The following is a 21,116-nucleotide window of genomic DNA, read 5'->3' on the forward strand; positions in this document are numbered from 1 at the left end:
CGTGCACGCTTGTGCTGTGGCGTAAACGCAGCAGAAAATGCGATTAAATTGAAGTATTCTGACTACAGAAAATCCTGTAGTCGGTGCCCAAGGCGCTTGCCGAGTGCAAGCAGCGTGAGGGTCGGCGGCAAGCCCCAGGGAGCGGGCAGGACGGAGGCGTCGCATACGTAGAGGCCCGCGGTGGCGCTGCGCAAATCGCTGTCCACCGCCGCCGGCCCGCCGCCGCCGACGGCCAGCGCGCCGCCTGGATGGGCGGCGAAATGCCAGCTCTGGAATACGTGACGGGCGCCGGCCTGTGACAGGATACGGCGCGCCAGCGCGGTGCCGTGGCGGAAGCGCTCGCGGTCCGCTGCTTGCAGCGTCTTGTCGACCCAATGCGGGCCGATGCCGCCGCCGGCCAGGTCCCGGATCTTGACCATGATGCTGAGCGTTCGGCGGTGAGCGAACAGGCGGTCAACGCGGCCGACCTGTAGCGCGAACGCTTGGTACATCGGTTTGGGTAGTGTCAGGTCGGCGAAGGACAGGCCTGCATCCGGCAGCGCCATGCCGGCTGCCATAGGCACTTCGGCGCCGCCATCGATATCGTCCACCACACCCATCACCGCTACCACGGGATCGCTGATGAAGGGCAGGCTGCGCGGCGCCAATCCGGAGGCATGCAGCAGGCGTGGGCTGCCGATGCCGCCGCCCGCCAATATCACCGCGCTGGCGTAGACCATATGGGACGCGCCCTCGCGTACATACTCGACGCCAACTGCACGGCCTTGCTCGAGCAGGACGCGCCTGGCTTGCGCGTTGTCCAGTATATGCGTGCCGCACAGGCGTGCTTCATCCAGAAGGTCGCGCGCAGTCCACTTGGCGCCATACGGGCAGCCGTAGACGCATCGCCAGCAGCCCGTGCGGCAGATGGCGGGACGGATCATTTTGTCGAGTTTTTGCCAAGGCAGGCCGCAGGACAGCGCAGCCTGCATGATGCGCAGGGCCATAGGGCCGAGCAATTCATCGGGCAGTTGGCCGATCGGTAACCCGGCACGGCATTCAGCCAGCGAAGGGGCCAGGTCGATGCCAAGCGCCGCAAAGCGTTCCAGCGGCGGCGCGGCGGCCGTAGCGAAATTCAGGGTCGAGCTGCCGCCGGTAGCCAGTCCGCGCACCAGCAGCGATGCATCGCGGTGGAAAAAGGCACCCTTGCCGGGAATGGCGCCGATGCTTGCCATGTGGGCCAGGGTGCCCCGCAAGGGGGCGCTGCTACCCTGTTCTAGAACCAGGACGCGCTGCCCATGCTGCGCAAGAGTTTGTGCGACGCTGGCGCCACCCGGGCCGCTGCCGACAACAATGACGTCATAGCGATGAGCGGCCGGCCCGTCTGCCATAAGAAATCTCCTGCTCCAGATCGAATATGCCGTCTACTCTAGTTGAGACAATAGTATTGTCAACTCATACCGATTTCTTTTGGGGGAGGCTGAATGGAGCAATTAAGGAAAGCGGCAACCGCGTATTGGGTAATGTTTGAGCATGTAGGTCTTTGTTATCACCTTCGGGACTGGAATTATCGAATCGCGCTACTTGCCGGACTAGGATTCCTGGCGTCGGTTGCATTCTGCTTCGGCGCTCTATGGGAGACAGATGAAAGGTGGTGGAAGTTATTCTTGCTCGCCCTGGGAGTGGAAGCAACGGGGCTCTACTTTCTATTCCGTTTCGAGAAAGCGAGAAAAGCATTTGTTCTTGAACGACTGAACCGGCAATTCGGAGTGAAGTTTGCAGCGTTGGACTCGCACAGGAAATTGATGCTGACCAAACACTTCGGCCGAAAGCCGAGTGACTTTCTTGAGTTTGCCAAGCAAATGGACCAAATGAGAGAGCAATATGAAAAGCATTACCCGCGAAGCAACACAATACTGGACCTGCTGCGCTACATCTATCATCCCGAGTCCAAGGCCAGGATATACACCTTGTTGCTGGCGATTGCGTCTGCGGTACTTGCACTCGCAATTCACCAGGGTGCCAGTCTCGATAATCTCTTCCAGTTTTTCGAAGGGATGGGGTTGGCACAAGGACTGATGTTTAACGTTGCCGTTGCCATGATGATTGGATACTTTCTTTACATGCTGGGCATCGTGGGTGCAGATTTTCTGGGAGTGGTAGAACACCTCGGCTCCCGTTTCTCGTTCAGCAAGAAAGTGGGGCCGGATTTCGCCCTAAGGTATGTTCAGAAGGATTTGGTCAGGCTGGCGAGCGTCATCCATTTACCGTATGAGTCGCTCAGATAGTGGCAGGGTGCGCAGTGCCGCGCAGGCATGGGCGCGGCACCGGCGAACGGTATTGTTGGATCAGCGGGTTTGCTTGTCGTGCTTCTGCTGATGGATGGCGGCGCTGTTACGGTCAGCTTCGCGCTGCAGTTTGTGGCGTTCTTTGCGGGTGACTTTACCGTCGGCCTTGGCCATTGCTTCGTCGTTGGCCAGCTTGGCTTCGCGCGCTTCCAGGTGCTGCGCTTCTCTAGCGGTCAACTGGCCGGACTCGATACCTTGGGCGATGCGGGCTTGCTGGCGGTCTTCGCGCTTGTCCAGGTTCGGGGTGGATTGGGCAAAGGCTGGCAAGACAAAGGCCGATACCAGGACGGCAGCAAACAGCTTGGTGGTTTTCATGGCGTTCCTTTTCATGGGGTGGTTTCCGCAAGTCGCGTGGCTGCAGTATATGGCTGGCGGAGCCGGCGAAAAACATCGTCCCGTGTAATCGGTGTAAGCATTTGCAACCGTTTTGTTAATGAATTTCAGGGCGCAGGTGCTGCATCAGGCCTTTCAGCGCAGCCTGCGACAGGCCGTTCAGCTCCGGAGAGCGGCGCTCGATTTCATTGGCCAGGTCGGCCAGCAACCAATCCATTTCATCAAGCATGGAGCGCAATTCGGCCAGCACCTCAGGATCGTCCTGTATCCAGGCCAGCATGCTGGTCATATCGTCCGGATTGAAGCCGGCCTGCAGAACCAGCGAGCGGACCGATGCCATGCGCTTGAACAGGAAGGCCAGCGGCGAGCCCGGCGCATCGGCGGAGGCGCGTTGTTCCAGCATTGACCTGAGGTCGAACCAGGCCTGCAGCAAGTCCGATAGATGGTTCAGGCGCGCTGATGGATCGGCGACCGGGCCGGTGTCGACCGGCTGGCCGGCCTGCGTTTGCAGCAAGTCGCGCAGGATAGCCAGCACATCGCCGTCGTAACGCGGCTTGTTAATCCGGTACAGCATTTCCAGGCGCTGCATGTCGAGGCGGCGCAGCACCGTTTCGGTCACGTCGGCTGCTGCGACGATGCGCGCCAGCCGGTCAATCTGCTCACCGTGCAGTGCGTGCGGGTAGCCGCTGCCATCCAGTCGCTCATGGTGTTGCAGCACCGCCTTGCTGGCAGCGGCGGGGAAGCCCGGCAAGTCCTTCAGCAGGACGTAGCCGGTGACGGGATGCACGTGCACAAAGCGACGTTCCTCGGCCGTGACCTGGTGCGACTGGTCGAGGATGCGCGGGTCGGTATGCATTTCGCCGAAGTCGTGGCACAAGGCTGCCATCAACACGGCGGGAAAGTCGGCAGCAGGGATTCCCATGCGCTGGGCGCAGGCAAAGGCGATGATGGCTGTGCGCAGCGTGTGCTCGAACATTTCGGTGTGCTTGTCCATCATGACGGTCAAGCGTAGCTCGATGGTCGAATGCAGGCGCAGGTTGGCGGTGCAGTGCTTCAACTGGCGCGGATCCCCGGCACGCGAGAGCAGTTGGCGATAAGTTGCATCGTGTTCGAGGATGCGGTCGAATTCAATCGCCAGCATGGCTGCATCGACTGCCCTGTCGGACGACAGCACCTGGTCGAGCGGGGCGGAGAGTTTGTAGCGGGTGAGCTTCTCGAACTGCTTGCTGTCGATGCGGGCGCCCTTGGCCAGCAGCTTGGTGCCGTTGCTGGCGTAGATATCCTCGCTGGCGATGACATCACGCGTATCGCCCATCTCAGTGACCGAACGGACGAAATGCGGGCTCTCGCCGGGAACATCGGTCAATTGCATTTCGCTAGCCAAAATGTCCACCTTGGGGTCAGGAACGAATGTGGACATTTTCGCAGAAAAAAAAGGCCCCGCACTAGGCGGGGCCGGAAGCAGAGGCGGAGAGACGCCTTTGAAACACCTTAGAACTTGTAGCGCAGGCCGGCCAGGAATTCGCGGCCGGTCACGTTGTTGACCACGACGCTGTTGCGCCCGCGGCTCACGAACTGGTCGTTTTCCTCGTTGGTCAGGTTCACGCCTTCCAGCGTGAGTTCCAGCTTTTCGTTGACTTTGTACGACAGGGACAGATCCACGTTCAGCGACTTGTTCTTGCCTTCGACATCGTTGTTGTTCTGGCCCGGTACGCGGGTCACGAAAGAAGAGCGGGAAGATGCCGAGACGCGGGCACTGAGCTTGCCGTTGTCGTAGTACAGCGTGGCGTTCCAGGAGCGCGGCGAGAGGTTCAGCAAGTCGTCGGTGATGCGGGTATCACTGGTCGGCGAAACCACGTACTCGATCTTCGACTTCACGTGCGTGTAGTTCAGCAGCGTGCCAAAGTCCTTGCCCCATGCCGGCAGGAAGGTGAACGGCTGCTGGTAATTCAGCTCGAAGCCTTTCAGCTTGCCGCCATCGGTGTTGATCGGCGCAGTCACCTGGAACACTTCTTCGCCGGTGAAGTTGGCCGGCAGCAGCGACATCGGCAGCCCGGTGTCCTTATACGCCATATTGGTGCGCAGCGACTGGATGTAGGTGCTGATGTTCTTCTGGAACAGCCCCAGGCCGACAAAGGCGTTCTTGCCGAAGTAGTATTCGAGGCTGGTGTCGAAGGTCTTGGCGCGGAAGGGCTTCAGCAGCGGATTGCCAGTGGTTATGCTTGGCGTACCGGTGGTAGCGATGGTGCCGCCAGGCGACAGGTTGTTCAGCTGCGGGCGTGTCATGACCTTGGCCGCGGCGAAGCGGGCAATCAGGTCCGGCGTCAGCGTGGCCGCGATGTTCAGCGATGGCAGGGTGTCCGAGTACTCATTGCTGACGGTAACCGCAGTGCCGCCGCCGGCAGCCTGGTAGCCAGTGGCCGAAAGCTCAGTTTTCACATAGCGGGCGCCGAAGTTGCCGCGCAGCGGAATGCTGCCCAACTCCGTCTTGAATTCGCCCATCAGGTAGAAGCCTTTGTCTTCTTCGTTGACAGAGCGGTTGTTGCCGCGTGCATTGCCGTTGGTGACGGAGGACAGGGTGAAGTCGCCCGGGCCACCGGCAGGACCGCTCTTGATGCAGTTGCAGTAAATGTCGTATGCCTTGGCGATGGCATTCAGGTCTGGAATCAGCCAGGTGGTGTAGGTACCCGCCGGCAGGTTCTGGCCTTTGCCGAAGCCGCTCAGGGTGGTGCTCAGGTTGCCGGAACCAGCAGGCGGCGCGAAGATCGTGTCGTTCTGGTTCACACGGCGCGACTCATAGGAATTGAAGTCGTACTTCTTGCGATTCAGGCCGCCCTTGATGGTCAGGGCGTCCGCCGCTTCCCATGACAGGTCCAAGGTCGCAGTGTCGTTGCGATTGGTGGCGCCCTGCGGACGGATGCGGATTTCGCTGGTGGTGGTATTGGCGACGGTGGTCGGCTGGGTGCCGCTGCCAACCTGCGGCACGCCGACAATGCCCATGCTGCCGCTGGCCGCAGGGTCGAACGGCAGTGAAATGACCGGATGGCGATCATCCTGGCGGAAGTCGATGGTGTAACCGTTCACGTTCAGTGCGTCGAGCGTGGTGGTGGTCTGTACCGGGTTGCGGAACTTCGAAGTGGCGCGGCCAACGCGAGCCTGCAGTTGCAGGGTATCGGTCAGGCGCTGGTCGATGGTCAGGGTAGGCTGGGTGAAGGTGGTGGTCAGCTCGTCGAAGCGCGATTCGGCGCGCATGTCGACTCCGTTGAATTTACCGTACAACAGGTTTCCGTTCGGCGCGTACTGCGCTTCCACCACCGAGGTTTGCGGCTTGCCGCCCTGGCTGGCGGAGCGGCTGAACGAAATCGCTTCCAGGAAGTCTTCCTGGCGCGTTGCATCGAGCTTCGCGTACAGCATGTCGAAGGTCACCAGCGAGCCTTGCATCGGGCGCCATTGCACGGCACCGGTCAGGCCCACGCGGTCCTGGTCGTGGGTCAGACGGCCGTAGCGCGGCAGGCGCGGATGGAAGTTGTTGGCGTTGCTGGCCAGGTTGTAGGCATCGGTGGCCGCTTGCGATGCAGGCAGGCGCGCCACGCCTTGTGCGGCAGGACCGCAAGTCGTCGCGGTGGAATTGGCCGGGTTGGCAGCCATGCCTTGCGGTGCGCACCAGCCGCCGCTCGATGGGCCGTTATCCCAGCGCACGGTGGAGAAGCCTTCCTCCAACAACTGGCGTTTCGAGAAGGCGCCGGACAACAGCACACCGACCTTGCGGTCGGCGAAGGTATCGGACAGCAGGAAGGCGACGCGCGGGTCGGTCTTCTTCGACAGGTCGTTGTACTTGCCCTTGGCCGTGATGGTGGCGTTGAAGCCTTTCAGGTCGAAGGGGCGCATGGTTTGCAGGTCGACGGTGGCGCCCAGCGAGCCTTCATCCACGTCGGCGGAGGAGCTCTTGCGCACGGTCAGCGACGAGAACAATTCGGAGGCAAACACGTTGAAGTCGAAGCCGCGCGAACGGTTGGTGCCGCCGGAGCTGTCGGTGCCGCCGGTGGTGGCCAGCGCTTCCAGGCCGTTGATGCGTACCCTGGTGAAATCCTGGCCCAGGCCACGCACGGTGATGCTGCGGCCCTCGCCGGCATCGCGGTCGATCACGACGCCCGGCACGCGCTGGAGCGATTCGGCCAGGTTGGTGTCGGGGAACTTGCCCATGTCTTCGGCCTTGATGACGTCGACGATGCCGTTGTCCTCGCGCTTTTTGTTCAGCGCCGATTCCAGCGCGGCGCGCAGGCCGGTGACGACCACCTTCATTTCCGGTTCCGCCGCTGGCGCGGCCGGTGCGGTGGACTGTGCCTGGGCCAGGCCCATGGCCAGCGCGGTGACTGAGTAAGTGCCGACGAGACGCAGCGCGAACTTGCGCAAGGCCTCGGATTGATCCGTAAACTTCATGCCATCTCCTGTTTTATTATGCCGCCGGCTCTTGTAATTGGTCAGGCCGGTTTCAGTATTTTATGCTAATGTTTTTGCGATGTGGTCAGTCCAAATGTATTTATTTCAAAAAATTGGCCTGTCCACATTAGGCGTCGGCGGCAAATTCGCCGCTGTAGCGCTTTTCGCCTATAGTGACGTTGTCGAGCACGAGTCCGCGGACGTTGTGCAGAAGCCACGGTTGCCCGGTATTGCGTGGCGTTCCGAAGTCGCAGTCGCGGATTTTGACGCGCGTGATCGGCGCAATCGCGGCGCCGGCGGCGCCGTTGTAGCTGCTGGCGACGGGGCCGAGCAGCACCATGGCCTGGTAGCAGGAAACCTTGCCAGCGGGCGTGGCGACGTTGCCGACCTTGAGCCCGGAGATTTCAATGTCCGATACTTGCGGCGGGCGATTGCGCACCGCGTCGTCGGCTGGCGCGTAATCGCAGTCGATGGTGATTACCGCGCCGGCGCCGGAAGCGATCTGGCCGGATGGCCTGGTGGTGCCGGGCAGCGGCTTGTATAGGCCCGGGCTGGTCTGCACGCCGTTCGGCAGCGTGCAGTTGCGCACGTAGAGATGGCGCAGGAAACCGCCGCGGTTCATATTGGTCTTAAGGCGTATGGCGGTGTTGAGAGCGTCGCTGGCCCAATGCAGGTTCCTGAATTCGATCTGCTCGGCGTAGATGTGCTCTATGCCGCCGGCCATTTCGCTGCCGAGCGTGACGCCGCCATGACCGCTGTTCATCACGCAGTTGCGGACCAGGATATTGCGGGTCGGGCCGTAGTGCGTGTCCTTGTTTTTTCCTGCCTTGATGGCGATGCAGTCATCGCCGTTGTTGAAGGTGCAGCCTTCCACCAGCACGCCGTCGCAGGCCTCGGGATCAAAGCCGTCGCTGTTCGGGCCGAGGCTTTCCAGGTTCACGTCCTTGAAGTGGACGTTGCGGCTGGCAACGGGATGGTGTACCCAGAATGGCGCACCGACGATGTGATAACCCTGGAGCAGGACGTTTTCGCATTCGATCAGTTCTACCATGCAGGGGCGCAGGAAGTGGCCGTGGCCGAATATGCGTTCCATGGCCGGGATGCCTGCTTCCGACAATGCGGGCAGGTAGCGCGAATCTGTCTGCCAACGATTGCCCGGGCCTTCGATCAGGGCGCGTTCATCGGGCGTGATGCCGGGCGCGCGCAGGGCGAGCGGGGCGTTGCTCGGGTTGGGGGGCGATTTCGGTGCGCTCACGCGCGGGCTTGCCGCGGCCTTTCCAATCCCACCAGCATTCGTTTGGTTTGTTTTCGAACGGGACGCCGCCCTGGCCGTCCAGTACCGAGGTCCAGTCTTCGCCGGTCAGGGCGATGTTTTTCTGGCCGTGTGCGTGGACCAGCGGGGAGAAGTTCAGGCAGTCGTTGCCTTGCCAGCGGCTGCGAACCAGTTTACCGTTCTTGCCGCAGTCGATGTCGCCGTATTTGGCGTAATCATCCGGATTGGCGCTGAACATCAGGCGCGCGTTTTTTGCCAGGTGCACCTGGACGTTGGAGCGCAGTACCAGCGGCCCCTTGATGTACCACACGCCTTCGGGAATGACTACGCGGCCGCCGCCGGCCTTGTGCGCGTCGGCGATGGCGGCAGTGATGGCTGGGTAGCAGTCATGGCTGCCTTGCTTTGGCGTTTGCAGCATGCCCGGTTCCAGGGATGCGACCTGGCCTTGCACTTCGACCAGCTTGCAGGGTTTGGCGCCGTATTTCGTCACCAGGAAGTCCTGCTTGCGGAAGGCTATAGGCGTGGCAAAGCGTGCCGCGATTTCCAGCGCCCGCAGCCATGGATCGCCTGCAACCGGATCGCTTGCGCTGGCGCCGGCGACGGCTGCTGCGATGCGTGCGAGCGCAGGCTGCGAAGCGACCAATGCGCTCGCGGCGAGGGTTGCGCGGAGCAGGGCGCGGCGCTTGGGCACTGTTGGGCTCGGCGGTGGGGCGTCGTGCGGGCCGCTCATTTGCTGGCCGCCAGGCTGCTACGTACCGGGTTGGCGGCGCGGGCGGCGGCGTTGGCGATGTAGCTTTCCCATTGCGCGCGGGTGGTGATTTCGCCGGCGCGGCTCCAGGCGCCGCCGGCGTAGTAGCGCAGCGGCTTGCCTGCCGTTGCCGGGGCGAGGATCAGTTCATTCAAGCTGTCTTCTGCAAAGCCTTGTGCGGCCGGCACGATGACGGCGGTGCCGAAGGCGCCGTTGCCGGACTGTTCGACCCATTGCAGCAGTACCTTGCCTTCGCGCCTGGTGGCGATTTGCGGGCTCTGGCCTTTGTCGCTTGGGGTCTTGTTCAGGCCTACGGCAATGGTCAGCGGCTTGTCGCCGGCATACGAGAAGGTGGATTCGATCATGTCGAGCTGGTGGCCGGCGTCGACGGTGAAGCGCTTGGTTTCCGTGACCGGCAGGCCGGCGGCATCCCACGCGGCATACGATAACTCGAACACCGAACGCAGCGGCCCATTGGCCAGCACTTTCCAGCTTGCGTAGTTGGTCGACACGTACAGCTTGCCGCCGTCCCACACACCGGTTCCGCCGGCGCCGCGCGAGCGGCCCACGTTGTACATGTCCATGCCTTCGCCTTCGTCATGGTGGTAGTGGTCGTGGCCCTTGTTGTACCAGCGGTCGACGATAGGGTAGGGCACTCGCTTGAACCACAGGTCCAGGCCGGATGTCACCAGCACTTCCTTCACAACGCCTGCCGGGGCGGGGGCGGCCAGCGCGGGACCGTAGGTGCGGTGGCCGATCTTGTCGTTCTCCCAGCCGAAATCGTCCAGGCGCTCGGGCACGTAACGGGCGAAGGTTTGCGCGGCGAACACGGGCGCGACGCTGTCGATCCTTTCAACCGTGTAGGTGGCGGATTTTTCGCCTGCCTTGAAGCTGTGCTGGAAAATCAGCTCGCCATATGCAATGCCGACATTCTGTGGATCTTTCGCCTGCGGCGCCACATTGGTGACCTGGTGCGGCACCACTCGGCCGGAGGAGTCGCGTACGGCGATCTTCTGCACCAGGGCGTGCGGCAAGGCCTGGTTCACTTCCGGCCAGGGCACGGTTATGGTCTCCGAAGGGCGCGCGATATCGAGGTCGTGCTGCAGCGTGATGGTCAGGCGCTCCGCTGCGCAGGCGGCAATAGCAGGCAGGGCGGCAGCCAGCGCGGCAAGGATGCGGATGGTCTTCATGGCTGCTCCTCAATGGTGTTCGCGGTAATCGGTTTCGCCGCCTTTCGGCAGGTAGTGATAGGTGCGCACGCGGTACTGTATGTCGAGCTTGGGATTGGTGACCAGCTTGATCATCTCGGCGCCGGCCAGCAGCATTGGGCCATAGCCGTGCAGGGCGTGCTTGCTGGTTGGGCGATTGTAGTAGTAGACCTGGTCGCCGGCCAGCGTGGTACCGACGCAGATGCCTTCCACTTCTCCAGGTTCGGTGACCTTGGTCTGGAGGCCTGCCCAGCCAGCTTGGGCGATCGAGCCGTAAGGCGCAGGCGAGATCCAGCCCTGGTTGACGGCGTGTGCAATCACGTAGGTGAAGATGGCGGAGGCGGAGGTCTCGAGGTAGGAGTCATTGCGGTCGATCATCTGGTGCCACAGGCCGCTGCCGGACTGGCGTTCGGCGATGCCTTTCAGCGACAGGCGCAGTTGCGCCAGCACTTTCGGGTAACCCGGGTGGTCTTTCGGCAGGACGTCGAGCACGTCGGACATGGCCAGCACCGCCCAGCCGTTGGCGCGGGACCAGTAGAAGTTCGGCGCGTCCTTCATGCCTGCATGCCAGCCGTGGGTGTAAAGGTTGACCTGTGGATTGAACAGGTAGCTCGACATGTTCAGCACATTGTTCACGGCGTCGTCGTAGTAGGCGCGCTTGCCGGTCATGCGGCCCATCTCGGCCAGCGCCGGTACGCCCATGTACAAGTCATCGCCCCACAGCGAGACCGCTTGCGGGCGTTTGCGGGCCAGGGTGCCGTCCTTCAGGCGGAACTGCTTGTTGGCGACCCAGTCGCTGCAGGTGGCGATCATGTCCGACAGGTCGGGGCCAACCTTGGCGGCGCGTGCGCGCATCAGGGCGGCGCACATCGAGCCCGAATCATCGAGCGAGCGCGGGTCGAGGAAGCGCGAGAAGCTGTTGGCGCGCTCCAGCTTGAACTGCTTTTCCTGCGCGGTGAAGTAAGGCTTGGTGGCCTTGAAGAAGTTGAAGTGGCGCTCCGTCATGGCGGTGAAACCGCGGTCGCCGGTTGCTTCGGCGGCACGCAGCAGGCCTGAATGAACCAGCCCCATTTCGTACACCTGGATGCCGAAGTCGCCCTTGCTCGGTTCGAAGATCGCGTCGGCCACCGGGGTATTCAGGTCGGTGATTGGCTCACCGGTCTTCTTGTTGATGATGCGGGTCGGGGTCACGCTGTCCATGTAGCCGCGTACCTTTTGCAGCGTGCCGGTGATCTCGGCGACCGTCGGCATCTTGTACGGCACGGGGTAGGTGCCTTCGGAGATGTCGTTCGGGTTTTTGTTGTCGGGATTGCGGTACGGGCCTTCAGCGCGGGCAGGGCTGAGGGCGAACAGGCAGGCCAGGGTGGCTGCCAGCAGGGACGATGTCGGCTTCATAGCTCTCCGGTGGGACGTTTCAAGTGTGGTGAAAGTGCGTCATCTGGTCAGACCATTCTAATTTGGTCAGGCCAAATATGCAAGGTGGACTAGCCAATCGAGTTTTTTGTGTGGCATACTGAAAACGAAGGCAAGGAACAATGCAGGTACCCAAAGGATTTCTATGAAGATTGCACGCTACATCAAGATGCATGAGGCAGACAATGTCGCCATCGTGGTCAATGACGGCGGCTTGCCGGCCGGCTCCGTATTCCCGGACGGGCTGGCGCTGGTCGAAGGCGTGCCGCAGGGGCACAAAGTCGCGCTGCTCGACCTGGCTGAAGGCGATCCCGTAACGCGCTATAACGTGACCATCGGTTACGCAGACCAGGCCATACCACGCGGCTCCTGGGTGTCGGAGAAGGTGTTGCGCATGCCCGGTGCCCGCTCGCTGGATGGCCTGCCGATCGGCACCCGCAAGCCGGCGCCGCTGCCGCCGCTGGAGGGCTACACCTTCCAGGGCTACCGCAATGCCGATGGTTCGGTCGGCACGCGCAATATTCTCGCTGTAAGCACCACCGTGCAGTGCGTATCGGGCGTGGTCGAGCACGCGGTCAAGCGCATCAAGGAAGAACTGCTGCCGCGCTATCCGAATGTGGACGACGTGGTGGGGCTGGAGCATATCTACGGCTGCGGCGTGGCGATCGATGCGCCGGGGGCCGAGGTGCCGATCCGCACGCTGCGCAATATCAGCAAGAATCCGAATTTCGGCAACCAGGTGATGGTGGTCAGCCTTGGCTGCGAGAAGCTGCCACCGACGCGCCTGTTCCCGTCCGGCAGCATTCCTATCGCGTCGGCCAACCTCAACGCGCCGGCCGGCGAGCCGGACGTGGTGTGCCTTCAGGACGGCGCGCACGTCGGCTTCAATTCGATGATCGATTCGATCATGCGCACGGCCGAGCATCACCTGAGCGCGCTCAATGCGCGCCAACGCGAGACAGTACCCGCTGCGGAACTGGTGGTGGGCGTGCAGTGCGGCGGCAGCGACGCCTTTTCCGGGGTGACGGCCAATCCGGCGGTTGGATTTGCGACGGACCTGCTGGTGCGCGCTGGCGCCACTGTGATGTTCTCGGAAGTGACTGAGGTACGCGATGGCATCGACCAGCTTACCTCGCGCGCCGAGACCCCCGAAGTGGCACAGGCGATGATCCGAGAAATGCAGTGGTATGACGATTACCTGAAGCGCGGCGGCGTTGACCGCAGCGCCAACACGACGCCGGGTAACAAGAAAGGCGGCCTGTCGAACATCGTGGAAAAGGCTATGGGTTCGATCGTGAAATCCGGCTCGGGCGCGATCAATGGCGTGCTGTCGCCGGGCGACAAACTGACGCAGAAAGGCCTGATCTACGCTGCGACGCCGGCCAGCGATTTCATTTGCGGTACGCTGCAGCTGGCGGCCGGCATGAACATCCACGTCTTTACTACCGGCCGTGGCACGCCGTACGGCCTGGCGGCGGTACCGGTAATCAAGGTGGCTACCCGCAACGACCTGGCGCAGCGCTGGCATGACCTGATGGACGTGAACGCCGGACGCATCGCCAGCGGCGAAGCCAGCATCGAGGACGTGGGCTGGGAGCTGTTCCGCCTCATGCTGGAAGTGGCAAGCGGCAAAGAGACCTGGGCCGAACACTGGAAGATCCATAATTCACTGGCGCTGTTCAATCCAGCGCCGGTAACCTGATGACGGAGTAAGAGACATGACGCAAACCGGAAAACCATTCAAGCGTATCCTGATGACCGGCGCCGCCGGTGGCCTGGGCAAGGTGCTGCGCGACCGCATCAAGCCGTGGGCTGAAATCGTACGGCTAAGCGATATCGCCGACATGGGCGAGGCGCGCCCGGGCGAGGAGCTGGTGCAGTGCGACCTGTCCGACAAGGCCGCTGTCATGAAGCTGATGGAGGGCGTGGATGCGGTGCTGCACTTCGGCGGCATCTCGACCGAAGCGCCGTTCGAGGCAATCATGCAGGCCAATATCCTTGGCGTGGCGAACCTGTACGAGGCGGCATACAAGCAAGGCGTGAAGCGCCTGATGTTCGCCAGCTCGAACCATGCGATTGGCTATTACAAGACCACCGATATGCTGGATGCGAACATGCCGACGCGGCCGGACAGCATGTATGGCATCTCGAAGGTGTTCGGCGAGCAGATGTCGCGCTATTACTACGATCGCTTTGGCATGGAGACGGTTTGCATCCGTATCGGCTCAAGCTTCCCGCAGCCGGCCAATAAACGCATGATGTCGACCTATCTGTCATACGACGATCTGACGGAGCTGCTGCGCTGCTCCCTGTTCGCACCGCGCGTTGGTCATACCATCGTGTTCGGCATGTCGGACAACGATTCGGTCTGGTGGGATAACCGTTATGCGGCGCACCTGGGCTACCGGCCGAAGGATTCGTCGGCTGGTTTTGCGCACCTGTTCCCGGATACTTCCGACTTCCCGGAAAAGGACGATGTCACCACCATCTACCAGGGCGGTAAATTCCTGCTCGACGGCCCAATGTTCAAATGATTGAGCTGCGCAGCGGCAGCCTGCGGGCGCTGGTGCTGCCCGCGGCCGGCGGCGGCCTGGCGCGGCTTGACTGGCTAGGTGGCGCTGCGCCGGCACCGGTGCTGCGCCCCGCTCCCGACGATGTCGCGCGGCCGCTGCCCGGCCAACTTGCCTGCTTCCCACTTGTGCCCTGGTCCAACCGGATCGCGCCTGACGGCTTCGAATTCGAAGGCCGCCGTATCGCGCCCGCGCCAACGCGCGAAGGCGAGCCCTGTCCGATCCACGGCGATGGCTGGCGCTTGCCTTGGCACGTCGAGGCGCAGGACGAAAGCAGCGTAGTGCTCTCGCTGTACCGCCGCGACGGTTCGCCATTCGCGTTCACCGCCCATATCGCTTACACGCTGTCGGGCAACGCTTTGCGTGTGACGCTCAAGGTCACCAATCACGGCCGGCATGCGCTGCCGTTCGGCCTGGGGCTGCATCCATGGATGCCAAATCCGGAAGACGCGCGCCTGCGCGCCGTAGCGGATGGCGTGTGGCTGTCTGGCGTCGATAAGTTGCCCGCCGAGCGAGTCGCGCTGCCGCCGGCGTGGAATTTCGGCGGTGAGGTGCCGTGCTCATTGCCGATTGAAGGCGTTGATAACGCCTTCACCGGCTGGGATGGCCGTGCGCAAATCGACTGGCCAGGGCGTCGCCTGCGCTTGGGCATCAGCGCAGATATGGGCTATTACATCCTGTATGTCCCACCAGGCAAAGAATTCTTCTGTTTTGAGCCGGTCGACCATCCGATCAATGCGCATAACCTGCCGGGTGGCGCGGTAGCCAATGGCCTTACCGTGCTGGCGCCGGGGCAGGACTTGCGGCGCACTGTGCGTTTCACCGTTGAGGAGATTGCGTGAGGAAGCTGCAAGCCGTGCTGGGTTCCGCCTGGCTTGCCGCAGGTGCGAACGTTCTGGCGGCTTCCGAGCTGCCATACAACGCTGAAACGACTTACGCCAAGCTGGTTGGCCAGTATCCGTACATCGCGATTGCCAGCGCGGAGCCATCTGCGCCTGTGCGGATGCTGCGCAACCTCACCTATGTCGAGCGCGGCGAGCATGCGTTGAAGCTTGACCTTTACCTGCCCGGGCCGAACGCTGTCGGCCGCGAGCGTCCTGCGCCGCTGGTTGTGCTGGTACATGGTGGCGGATGGCGTAGCGGTACGAGGGAGAATATGGCACCGTTGGCCGCGCGCCTTGCGGCTCGGGGTTTTGCAGCCGCCACGGTCGATTATCGTTTGTCTGGTGAGGCGCAATATCCAGCGGCGGTCCACGACGTAAGGCAAGCGGTGCGCTGGCTGCGTGCGGCGGCGCCGAAATTTGGCCTGGACGACAAGCGCATTGCCGTCGCTGGCGGATCTGCGGGCGGCCAGATTGCGGCGCTGGTCGGCATGACGAACGGCGGCGACGACACCGGTGCGGTGCAAGCGGTCGTCAATATCGATGGTCTATCCGACTTCACCTCCGAAGAGGCTCGCCAGCATGAAGACGACCCGGCCAAGAGTCCATCTGCGGCTGGCGCCTGGCTCGGAGGCCGCTTTGCGGAACAGCAAGCGCGTTGGAGCGACGCTTCGCCCTTGAAGCACGCGGGGGCCGGTAGCTCGCCGATACTGTTCATTACCAGCGCCCAGCCACGCTTCAGCGTTGGGCGTGAGGCGCTGGCGGAGCGGTTGAACCAATACAGGATATCGGCGGAGCACGTGCACTTGCCTGGGACGCCGCACTCATTCTGGCTGTTCGAGCCTTGGCTGGCACCCACCGTCGACGCCATGCAAAGCTTCCTGGAGCGCACGCTTGGTGTGCCGCAGATTGCGCGAGCGCCTTGGTCTGCGGATTTGGGTGATGGCCGCTACCGCAATCCGATCCTGCACGCGGACTATTCGGACCCCGACGTGATCCGTGTCGGCAAGCGCTATTACATGACCTCGTCGAGCTTCAGCAACGTGCCTGGCCTGCCGCTGCTGGAGTCCGATGATATGGTGAACTGGCAACTGGTCGGCCACGCCTTGCCGCGGCTGGTGCCGGAAGATGCATTCCGCCCCCCACAGCATGGGAAAGGCGTGTGGGCGCCATGCCTGCGCCACCATGATGGCAAGTTCTGGATCTTCTATCCCGACCCGGATTTCGGCATTTACGTCATCACCGCGAAACACTTCGCCGGACCATGGAGCAAGCCCCGGCTGCTCATGGCGGGCAAAGGACTGATCGATCCCGCGCCGCTGTGGGACGACGACGGCAAGGCTTGGTTGCTGCATGGCTGGGCCAAGTCGCGCGCAGGCTTCAATAACGTTCTGAGCTTGCGCCCGATGGCGCCGGACGGCAGCCGCATGCTGGACGATGTGAGCCGCGTGGTCATTGATGGCAACGCGCTGCCTGGCTACAAGACCTTGGAAGGCCCCAAGCTCTATAAGCACAACGGCTGGTATTACGTGTTCGCGCCGGCGGGCGGAGTGGAAACGGGATGGCAGTCGGTGTTCCGCTCGCGGAACGTCGACGGCCCGTATGAAGCGCACATCGTGATGGAGCAGGGCAGCTCCCCGATCAACGGGCCGCACCAGGGCGCCTGGGTGCGCGCGGAAGATGGGAGCGACTGGTTCTATCACTTCCAGGACAAGCGGGCGTTCGGCCGCGTAGTGCATCTGCAGCCAATGCGCTGGCAGGATGATGGGTGGCCGATCATCGGTGAGCCCTCGGCCAAGCCGGGCGTGGGCCAACCTGTGTTCGAGTGTGCGAAGCCGATAACGCGGTCGGCGCAGGCCTGGCCGGCAAGCGGCGACGAGTTCGTGGCAAAGGGCCTGGCACCGCAATGGCAATGGGTCGCAAACCCGGCGCCCGATTGGTACTCACTGACTGCACGTACTGGCTTCCTGCGGCTGTATGCGCAAGCTGCACCAGTGCCGGCGGGCGGCGAGGCCTCCATTGCACCGCTGCGATCCTTGCCTGCAGTACTGACCCAAAAACCACCTGCGCCAGGCTTTTCCGCGACGGCAAAGCTGGATCTGCACGCCATCGCCAATGGCGACACGGTCGGCCTGGCCATGTACGGCCAGAATTACGCCTGGCTGGGGCTGCGCCGCGAGCATGGCGCGCTGCATGTGATCTATGTGCGCTGCGAAGCAAGCAATGACAAATGCAGGGAGCGACAGGAAACATCGGCGCCGTTGCCGCTGAAAACGTCCGCCCACTTGCGCATTGACGTCGGTGCAGGCGGCCAAACCGCCTTCTCTTACAGTCAGGACGGCGTGAACTTCGCTCCTGCCGGCACGCCGTTCACCGCCGCCATGGGCCGCTGGGTCGGCGCCCAGATCGGCCTGTTCGCCACTGGCGCCAAGGGCGCCTACGCCGACATCGACTATCTGCGCATTACTCCCTAGCGGGCCGCTGGACGAAGCTTCCCGAGGCGGCCGGCGCCGGCGTTGCTCATGACGTTGGACTGTACGTCGGCGGCGGGGAGGGCGGCGAAGGTGTAAGGAACGTTCCAGCCGACATCAGCGGAGAAGCCGCATTCGCCCAGCGCCTTGCCGTTCAACTGCGAGCCCCTGTCCAGCACACTGCCCGGCTCGGATTTGCCGGGATTGCGCAACACGTCGCCGCAGCCACGCGCGCCTTCGATGTCGTAGGCATTGGCGTCAATGATCACGTGCGCCTGCCTGGCGATGCCGACACTGTATTCATGCGGGTATTCCGTGTGCTTGCGCGACCCCTTGTGGAAGTTGTTGAACAAGTGGACTTGCCCGAAGCGCACGCGGGGAGTGCGCGCCGTCACGTGCTCGAAAAAGTTGTTGGAGAAGGTCATGCGCAGGTGGCTTTCGTCGCCGCTGGCGCGGTCGCTGGCGCCAACCAGCGTGTTCTTTTCGTGCAGCGAGAAGTGGTTGTACGAGACGGTGACGAAGTCCGCAGCTGCCGTGATGTCGAGCGCGCCATCGTGGCACTGTTTCAGCATGCCGTTCTCCTTCGGCGATTGTCCGTCGGTGCGCGGCGCATCGGTGAAGCTGTTATGGTCGATCCAGACATGATGCGAACCGGTGACGGTGATGCCGTCGTAAATCGAATTCCAGTTGCCGTGCGCGCCATCCTGCGGATCCCATTTCGGTTCGGGATCGCAGGGATTGCTGATCGAGAGATTGCGGATGATGACCTGGCTCACGTTGGCGACCACGATGCTGGCGTTGATGAAGCCGGCATCTTCGCCAAGCCCGATCAAGGTCGTGTTGGAGGGCAGCCGTACTACGCCGGGTTTCGCTCCATCGGCCATGTCGAGAGTGCCTCGTACTTGGATAATGCGTGCATCCGCAGCGCCGCCAAGCGCAGACCGCAGTTCGGCCGGTGTGGTGGCAGTGTATATGGCGGAAGCGGGAGCCGCTGCACCGCCATGCGTGCCGCCTTGCTCGCCGGCCCAACCATCGGCGGGCGCGCGTTCGCGCGCGGCTTGTCGCGCGGTGTCTGCGGGATCGGTGAGCGGGCCCAGTGCAGGGAACAGCCGCACCAGTTCGCGCGCAGCCATGTCGCCGAAGAAGCGCCCGCCCTTCGGTCCGAGGTGAGTGTAGTCGAAGCCAGCTCCTTTGGGCTGGGCCAGCGTGTCCGCCTCTGCCGGCCCCATGGCCTGCACGGCGGCCAGCGACAGCGCATTCAAGTCCAGTACTGCCACGCTTTCGCGTTGCGCCACTTCGCGCGCTGCCGACGCCCACGGCGCCAGGTCATTCCACACGTAGCCGCTGCGGAAGCTGCGGCGGGTGAGGGAGGTCACCAGCACTGGTACCCCGCCGCCTGCCTTCACGTCGGCCACATATTGCGCAAGGTTCGCCGGATACTCTTTGATCAGGTCCGTCGAACGGCCAGGCTTGCCCGGCTGGTCGTTATGACCGAACTGCATCAGCACATAAGTTTTGCTGAAGCCGGCGCTATTGCGCAGCAAGGCTTGCACTTCATCCCAGCGCCCCTCGGCGCGGAAGGATCCGGAGCTGCGGCCATTCTTGGCGAGATTGAGGCAGGTGGTGTCGGAGCGCTGGCGTCGGCACAGGTAATCGCCATAGCCGCCGCCACTGGCGACTGTGGAGTCGCCGACCAGGATGATGCGCTCGGCAGCGTAAGCCGGCAAGGTGGCCGCGCAGGCCAGTGACAAAAGGATGTGACGCAGCATGAGGCTCCCCCTGAAGTTCGCCTCATTCTATTTTGGCCTGACCGCGTACGCAAGTGGTCAGGCCGAAATTATTTCAACCGCGCGAGAAGGTCTTGGTCACCCGTTCCAGGTGGGCGCGCATGGCTTGGCGGGCTCCAGCCGCATCGTGCGCCGCGATGGCCGCCACAATATTGCGATGGTCGTCCAGCGTGTTCTGGCGCAGTTCTTCCGTCTGGAAGTGCTCTTTCAGCTTGTGCCACATGGTGCCGCGCTGGTTCCACAGTGTTTCGACCACGCCCACCAGCGCCGTATTGCCGGTAGCACGTGCGATCGCCAGGTGGAAGTTGCGGTCGGCATTTTCGTTGGTGGCGCGGTCGGAGTGGTGCTGCTCCATCTCGGCTGCCGCGCGCAGGATCGCATCGATCGCTGAATCGGTCGCCATCTTTGCCGCGATTGCCGCGACTTCGGATTCAATCAGGCGGCGCGCCGCCAGCACTTCGAACGGCCCCGGGCCGCCTTCGGCCACGTCGGAAGGGGACGAAGCCTTTTCGCTGACATATACGCCGGAACCGCCGCGCACCTCGACGATGCCCGACAGCTCCAGCGCAATCAAGGCCTCGCGCAGCGAAGCGCGGCTGACACTGAGTTTGGCGGCCAGGTCGCGTTCGGCCGGCAAACGGGTGCCGGGCTTGATACTATCTTCGCGGATCAGGTCCTGGATCTTGGCGGCGACCACGCGGTACAGCCGTTGTTCGGCTGCTGGATGCGGCTCCGTTGCAACGATTTTTTTGTTCATGCGGCCAGGGCCTTCTATATAGGGGAAGATGGTCGCCCGATTTTAATTTGGTCCGACCAATTTCGCAAGAAAGCATGCAGCGCGAAGCGCTGAAGATGTATCTGATAAGATGTCTGACATCTTTTTCGCATGTATAATGAGGCCATGACTATCCTCCCTCGCAAGCGACACACCCTGGCCCAGGGTGTGATCGAACAGATCAGCGGCAGCATCAATAGCGGCGTGCTGAAACCCGGCGACAAGCTGCCCACTGAATCGGCCATCATGGAGCAGCACGGGGTCAGCCGCACCGTGGTGCGCGAAGCCATTTCGCATCTGCAGGCGGCCGGCCTGGTGCAGACCCGCCATGGCATCGGCACCTTCGTGCTGGAGAAGCCGCGCCATACCGGCAGCCTTGGCATCGACGCCGAAAGCATCGTCACGGTGCGTGACGTACTGGCCATCCTCGAACTGCGCATCAGCATGGAAACCGAAACCGCTGGCCTGGCCGCAACCCGCCGCAGCGACGAGCAAGTGGCTGAGCTGGCGCAGGCGCTGGCCGATATGCGGCAGGCGATGGAGCAGGGCCGCGCTTCGGTGGAAGGCGATCGCCGCTTCCACCTGGTAATCGCCAAGGCCACCGGCAACCGCTATTTCGTCGACATCCTCGGCCAGCTTGGCCAGGCGATCATTCCACGTGCCCGCGTGAACACCGCCAACTTGTCGCAGGACCGCCCGGCCGACTACCTTGAGCGCGTGCAGCGCGAACACGAAGACATCTTCCGCGCCATCCAGCGGCAGGACCCGGAAGCCGCTCGCGCCGCGATGCGCACCCACCTCTCCAATTCCCGCGAGCGCCTGTTGCAGGCACAGCAGCGTTTCGAAAACGCGGCATAAAAATGGGGTACGTCCCCATTTTTTCGCTTGCG

The 21,116-nt window shown here is 62.7% G+C and carries 16 protein-coding genes; 6 read left to right on the forward strand and 10 right to left on the reverse strand.

Translation table 11 applies throughout. The features are described 5' to 3' along the window. Positions 1 to 62: 62 nt before the first annotated feature. Positions 63 to 1,370, reverse strand: a complete 1,308-nt coding sequence (locus tag ACQ4MM_RS16645) for a GMC family oxidoreductase N-terminal domain-containing protein (protein ID WP_431478387.1) — start codon at positions 1,368 to 1,370, stop codon at positions 63 to 65. 93 nt (positions 1,371 to 1,463) lie between these two features. On the opposite strand from ACQ4MM_RS16645, the gene ACQ4MM_RS16650 reads away from it, so the two are divergent. Continuing rightward, positions 1,464 to 2,267 carry a hypothetical protein gene (locus ACQ4MM_RS16650; RefSeq protein WP_431478388.1) on the forward strand — a complete coding sequence of 268 codons (804 nt, stop codon included), beginning with the start codon at positions 1,464 to 1,466 and terminating at the stop codon, positions 2,265 to 2,267. 60 nt (positions 2,268 to 2,327) lie between these two features. Here ACQ4MM_RS16650 and ACQ4MM_RS16655 read toward each other — a convergent pair whose 3' ends face one another. The 7 genes from ACQ4MM_RS16655 to ACQ4MM_RS16685 all read right to left on the reverse strand — a co-directional run bounded on the left by ACQ4MM_RS16655 (position 2,328) and on the right by ACQ4MM_RS16685 (position 11,724). Beyond that, positions 2,328 to 2,642, reverse strand: coding sequence for a hypothetical protein (locus ACQ4MM_RS16655; protein ID WP_431478389.1), 315 nt, complete (start codon positions 2,640 to 2,642; stop codon positions 2,328 to 2,330). A gap of 115 nt (positions 2,643 to 2,757) precedes the next feature. After that, a complete protein-coding gene (locus ACQ4MM_RS16660; RefSeq protein WP_431478390.1) occupies positions 2,758 to 4,032 on the reverse strand; it encodes an HD-GYP domain-containing protein in 1,275 nt (424 codons plus the stop codon). A gap of 119 nt (positions 4,033 to 4,151) precedes the next feature. After that, a complete protein-coding gene (locus tag ACQ4MM_RS16665) occupies positions 4,152 to 7,100 on the reverse strand; it encodes a TonB-dependent receptor (RefSeq protein WP_431478391.1) in 2,949 nt (982 codons plus the stop codon). 127 nt (positions 7,101 to 7,227) lie between these two features. Next, a complete protein-coding gene (locus ACQ4MM_RS16670; RefSeq protein WP_431478392.1) occupies positions 7,228 to 8,355 on the reverse strand; it encodes a glycoside hydrolase family 28 protein in 1,128 nt (375 codons plus the stop codon). Further along, a complete protein-coding gene (locus ACQ4MM_RS16675) occupies positions 8,279 to 9,103 on the reverse strand; it encodes a hypothetical protein (RefSeq protein ID WP_431478393.1) in 825 nt (274 codons plus the stop codon). The genes ACQ4MM_RS16670 and ACQ4MM_RS16675 overlap by 77 nt, the downstream gene beginning before the upstream one ends. Next, the gene (locus ACQ4MM_RS16680) at positions 9,100 to 10,311 is read right to left on the reverse strand and encodes a DUF4861 family protein (protein ID WP_431478394.1); all 1,212 of its coding nucleotides are present in this window, start codon (positions 10,309 to 10,311) and stop codon (positions 9,100 to 9,102) included. The genes ACQ4MM_RS16675 and ACQ4MM_RS16680 overlap by 4 nt, the downstream gene beginning before the upstream one ends. A 9-nt stretch (positions 10,312 to 10,320) precedes the next feature. Next, complete coding sequence (locus ACQ4MM_RS16685) at positions 10,321 to 11,724, reverse strand: glycoside hydrolase family 88/105 protein (protein WP_431478395.1); 1,404 nt, start codon at positions 11,722 to 11,724, stop codon at positions 10,321 to 10,323. A gap of 163 nt (positions 11,725 to 11,887) precedes the next feature. Between ACQ4MM_RS16685 and garD the strand changes: the two genes are divergently transcribed. From garD to ACQ4MM_RS16705, 4 genes are read left to right on the forward strand one after another with little or no spacing between them, the layout of a single operon-like run. Further along, positions 11,888 to 13,444, forward strand: a complete 1,557-nt coding sequence (gene garD / locus ACQ4MM_RS16690; RefSeq protein WP_431478396.1) for a galactarate dehydratase — start codon at positions 11,888 to 11,890, stop codon at positions 13,442 to 13,444. A gap of 16 nt (positions 13,445 to 13,460) precedes the next feature. Next, positions 13,461 to 14,276 (forward strand): NAD-dependent epimerase/dehydratase family protein, encoded by an 816-nt coding sequence (locus ACQ4MM_RS16695; RefSeq protein WP_431478397.1) that lies wholly within the window; start codon positions 13,461 to 13,463, stop codon positions 14,274 to 14,276. Next, entirely contained in the window at positions 14,273 to 15,154 is an 882-nt protein-coding gene (locus ACQ4MM_RS16700; protein WP_431478398.1) for an aldose 1-epimerase, read from the forward strand. The genes ACQ4MM_RS16695 and ACQ4MM_RS16700 overlap by 4 nt, the downstream gene beginning before the upstream one ends. Further along, on the forward strand, positions 15,151 to 17,667 hold the full coding sequence (locus tag ACQ4MM_RS16705; RefSeq protein ID WP_431478399.1) for a family 43 glycosylhydrolase: 2,517 nt from the start codon (positions 15,151 to 15,153) through the stop codon (positions 17,665 to 17,667). The genes ACQ4MM_RS16700 and ACQ4MM_RS16705 overlap by 4 nt, the downstream gene beginning before the upstream one ends. On the opposite strand, the gene ACQ4MM_RS16710 is transcribed toward ACQ4MM_RS16705, so the two are convergent. Together ACQ4MM_RS16710 and ACQ4MM_RS16715 are read right to left on the reverse strand one after the other, a co-directional pair. Further along, positions 17,664 to 19,433 carry a GDSL-type esterase/lipase family protein gene (locus tag ACQ4MM_RS16710; protein WP_431478400.1) on the reverse strand — a complete coding sequence of 590 codons (1,770 nt, stop codon included), beginning with the start codon at positions 19,431 to 19,433 and terminating at the stop codon, positions 17,664 to 17,666. The two genes, ACQ4MM_RS16705 and ACQ4MM_RS16710, sit on opposite strands and share 4 nt — an antisense overlap. 73 nt (positions 19,434 to 19,506) lie before the next feature. Further along, a complete protein-coding gene (locus ACQ4MM_RS16715) occupies positions 19,507 to 20,208 on the reverse strand; it encodes a FadR/GntR family transcriptional regulator (protein ID WP_431478401.1) in 702 nt (233 codons plus the stop codon). A 144-nt stretch (positions 20,209 to 20,352) separates the two neighbouring features. On the opposite strand from ACQ4MM_RS16715, the gene ACQ4MM_RS16720 reads away from it, so the two are divergent. After that, entirely contained in the window at positions 20,353 to 21,084 is a 732-nt protein-coding gene (locus ACQ4MM_RS16720; RefSeq protein ID WP_431478402.1) for a FadR/GntR family transcriptional regulator, read from the forward strand. The last annotated feature ends 32 nt before the right edge of the window (positions 21,085 to 21,116 follow it).

It is taken from the genome of Massilia eburnea, from assembly GCF_050709955.1.
GTDB lineage: Bacteria > Pseudomonadota > Gammaproteobacteria > Burkholderiales > Burkholderiaceae_D > Rugamonas > Rugamonas eburnea_A.